This window comes from Haloimpatiens lingqiaonensis (assembly GCF_901447495.1).
GTDB classification, from domain to species: domain Bacteria; phylum Bacillota; class Clostridia; order Clostridiales; family Clostridiaceae; genus Haloimpatiens; species Haloimpatiens lingqiaonensis.
The window spans coordinates 1-3,679 of record NZ_CABDWS010000136.1 but is presented as its reverse complement, the minus strand read 5'-3'; the positions used below and the strand labels follow the sequence as shown (position 1 = coordinate 3,679).

The following is a 3,679-nucleotide window of genomic DNA, read 5'->3' as shown; positions in this document are numbered from 1 at the left end:
CCTCCCGTGTGATTAATTGAGTAATAACTTTTATATATCACGGAAACCGTCGGTGTGCCATATTTATTTTTTGGTAGCATTACCAATTTGACTTTTTATTTTGCAGAACTAAAGTTATTAATTTTAATATTTTTTAATTTAGTACATTAAGATTTTTTATTTTATGTTTCCTTTTGTAATTTGAATAAACAGAGCTGTTAGCTTCAGATGGAGTTTTTACTCCAACTGAAGGTTAGGATCGTTATCCAAGGACGTAGCTGCCGTTATCTCCCACTTTGTTAGAAGTGGGAGTGTTACGACAGGTACGTTTCTGGATAAAAATTTGTAACTCATTCTTTTTTACTTTTACATTTTCTATTAATCCTAAACATTTATGTAAAGGTAACTGATAATGATTTTCATTATTGCTTACTCTATAATTATACCATTTATTTTTATTTTGTAAATAGGTTTTATAGTTTTATTTCAAAATAAAGAAGGAGGTACATCTACCCCCTTCCTCAAAATATTTAGAATTTAAATTGTTCCACTGAGCTGCTTATTATTTCTGCTCTATCTTTAGTTACTATATCTGCAGCTGATAACTTAAATATATTCTTTTGCATAATCAAATCCATTAGCTCTTCTACTTCAACTTGGGTTATATCTGCTTTAACATCTTTCAGTCTTAAAGACACCTTTTTTCTATCTTGATCCATAAAATACATAACTAAATCCTTAGACATCTACACCCCTCCTATTCTCCGATTACTGAACTTGTATCTTCTCTTAATATTTCCTTAACAGGATAGTCTATAAGCTCTTCCATTTTCTTGCCAATTTCATATATATCTTCAGCTGTAGCTGAAACCTTCACCTTGGAAAACTTTTGAGTTTTATATTTTTCCTTACCATCTTCTGTGGTGTCTACAACTTTTTTTAACACTAGTGAACTTCCTATTTTATTCTCCATAACTGCCATATGATCATCTCCCTTCACTATGTACATATGCATTTATAAACTTTTTTCCACTTAAAATTGCATTTTACAAAATAAAAAATTGTAATCCAGAACTCTTAGCTTTTGCCAAAAATCTGAATTACAATTTTTTTAAATAACTATTATATTAAGGTGATTAATGTATTTAGCATAGTTTTTATATTAGTTTACTCTTTCCCTCCACTTGCTTACACTGATATTGCCTACACCCGTCAACGAGCCTTTGGTTAAATCCACTTCTATTTTATTTTCAATTTAAACTCTGTATCATATAACTTATACCATGCAAGATAGTTTATACCTATATTTTCCCTTATCCAAGTATTGTTAAATTTAAAGAATCTTCTTAGTATATAGAATATCTTAATGCAATTTACCCAATCCTCATGAGAAATATCTATTTCCTCATTATTGTTTTGCTTACGATACATATCTAAAATTTTTATCATAGCTTCTCTTAAATCTTCTTTTATATTTGGATCCTTTGATATATCAAATTCCTCAATAACCTGTCCTAGGAATCCCATCATATGTTCTATAAGCCATCTTGATTGTTCTGCCACATCCATATCAAATTTATCTTCTATAGTTTGAAGATCATCATTTATGAATATAGAAGCCGAAACTGGTCCGAAAAGATCTTCTATCCTTTCCACCATTTCCTTATACATATCATAATTTGATATTTGAGTTAAACTTACAACCAAGCTTTGATAGTACCATTTTCTCTTTTCATATCCCTCTTTATATCTGTCCCAAACCTTATCGCCAATTACTTTATACTCGTCCTGCATCATCTTTAGGTTGCTCAATCTATCTGCACAGGTTACAAATTTAAACTCTGGTGAAGCCTGTTCTCTTAAATAATCCAAAGTACGTTTCTTTCTAGCTATATAATCTTCTCCCTCTTGATACTTATCTGCTATATATACCTTCTCTACTATTCTCTTAACTTTAAATCCAAACATTTCCTCAACTTCTTCTAGTGATAAATACTCCTGCTCCACTGCATCATGTATTATTCCTGCTATTATAGTTTCATCATCCATTTTATTTTTTGAAAGAGTTATACCTACCTCTATAGGATGCACTGCATAAGGTATATCTGTACCAATTCTCTTTTTATTTTCATGAGCTTTTAAAGCTAATTCTATAGCACGTGTTATCATTACAAAATACCCCCTTATTTTATTATTTTTCTATAAATAATTTTGTTTTAAATCTATACCACTTAAAATTAAAAATTTTATTTACCCGATGACTACCTGCCGTAACACTCCCTCTTCTAACAAAGTGGGAGATAACGGCAGCTACGTCCCTGGATAACGATCTCTAACCTTCAGTTGGAGTAAAAACTCCATCTGAAGCTAAGAGCTCTGTTTATTTTATAAATTTCCCTATTATATATAAATTATGAAAATGAATATCTCATTACAAGAACTTTCAAAATTAAGTTCATTTTAGAATTTTCTGATTATTTATATTGTAACACACTTTTTTATATTTTACACAAAACAATTTTTAAAAATTTGTAAAATAATAATTACTAAAGGATAGAACCAAACGTTAGTTTGATAAGAGAAGAGCTTTGGAAAACCATAAAGAAATATTGATTCTTAAGAAGAAACGTATTGAAGAGTTAATAAAACTTGTAGATTCTAATTTATGCTAATTTGAAGTTGAAATTTTTAAATAGAAAAAAATTATATAGGTTTATTTTTTATGAAATTTTGATATAATATAAATAAGAAAAGCTTAGTGCGCTAACACTAAGCAATTCTTAGAACATTTATTTTGTTTTAGGGCTATTGGATGAAATTAATATAATGATAATTAAGAAAAGGTGCTAATCTTGTGAGGATGGGGCACTTTTTTCTTTGCTTTTAACTTCTATATCAAGACCAAGAAACTTAATCTTAATTTTTAAATGATGTATAAAAAGATTATGTTTCAGAACTAATCTAATCACATAAACAACTGATATACACTTTATAAAAGTATCAAACATTGATATTTGATATTTGATATTTAATATTTCTATATTTTTGCTGACTATCGCCAATAAAAGATTTTTCAAGCCCTAAAAGAAAAGATATAACTGCTTTGTTTAATGAAACAGTTATATCTTTTCTTACTATACCATTATTCATATTCAATTAAAGATTTTTCCTACGGCACTTACTTCACAATATAAGAATGTTGCGACGCAACATTCTTATAATTGACAATTGACAGTTGACAGTTGACAATTATGGATGTTTTGCTAATGCAAAACTAAAATTAAAAACAGAAAAAGACCTAAATATAGATAAATTCTATGTTTAGGTCTTTTAAAATTTTAGTTTTTCTGTAAGAAAAACTTCATTCATTGTCCATTGTCCCTTGTCCCTTGTCCATTATAAAATTGCATCGCAATTTATGCTTATAGCGTTTCTTTAATTTTTTCTATTTCTTCCCTAGCTAGTCCTGTAGCTTTTTCTATAACATCTATATCAATTCCTAATTTGAGCATATTTTTTGCCACTTCCAGCTTACCTTTTTCTATTCCTTTTTCTATTCCTTTTTCTATTCCCTTTTCCATGCCCCTTTCTATACCCTGCTCTATGCCCTTTTTAATACCTTTCTTTTCCACGCCATCAATTACTTTCTGTATACTATATACCATAGATTCCACCTCCCATTGATTAGATGTTTCCATTA

The 3,679-nt window shown here is 28.9% G+C and carries 3 protein-coding genes and 1 pseudogene; all 4 read right to left on the bottom strand.

Translation table 11 applies throughout. The annotated features are described in order from the left end of the window. Window positions 1–509 precede the first annotated feature (509 nt). The gene (locus FGK85_RS14755) at window positions 510–725 is read right to left on the bottom strand and encodes a DUF2922 domain-containing protein (protein WP_138207884.1); all 216 of its coding nucleotides are present in this window, start codon (window positions 723–725) and stop codon (window positions 510–512) included. Window positions 726–736: 11 nt separating this feature from the next. Continuing rightward, window positions 737–961: a DUF1659 domain-containing protein gene (locus FGK85_RS14750; protein WP_171011453.1), complete on the bottom strand. Its 225-nt coding sequence runs from the start codon at window positions 959–961 to the stop codon at window positions 737–739. Window positions 962–1,218: 257 nt separating this feature from the next. Continuing rightward, complete coding sequence (locus FGK85_RS14745; protein ID WP_138207880.1) at window positions 1,219–2,148, bottom strand: HD domain-containing protein; 930 nt, start codon at window positions 2,146–2,148, stop codon at window positions 1,219–1,221. A 1,253-nt stretch (window positions 2,149–3,401) separates the two neighbouring features. Then, window positions 3,402–3,679: pseudogene (locus FGK85_RS14740) on the bottom strand (Rpn family recombination-promoting nuclease/putative transposase); the annotation flags it as partial.

Excerpts from the sequence above, each read along its gene's own strand:
- FGK85_RS14755 (WP_138207884.1), bottom strand. The coding sequence starts at position 725 with ATGTCTAAGGATTTAGTTATGTATTTTATGGATCAAGATAGAAAAAAG.
- FGK85_RS14745 (WP_138207880.1), bottom strand. The coding sequence starts at position 2,148 with ATGATAACACGTGCTATAGAATTAGCTTTAAAAGCTCATGAAAATAAA.
- FGK85_RS14750 (WP_171011453.1), bottom strand. The coding sequence starts at position 961 with ATGGCAGTTATGGAGAATAAAATAGGAAGTTCACTAGTGTTAAAAAAA.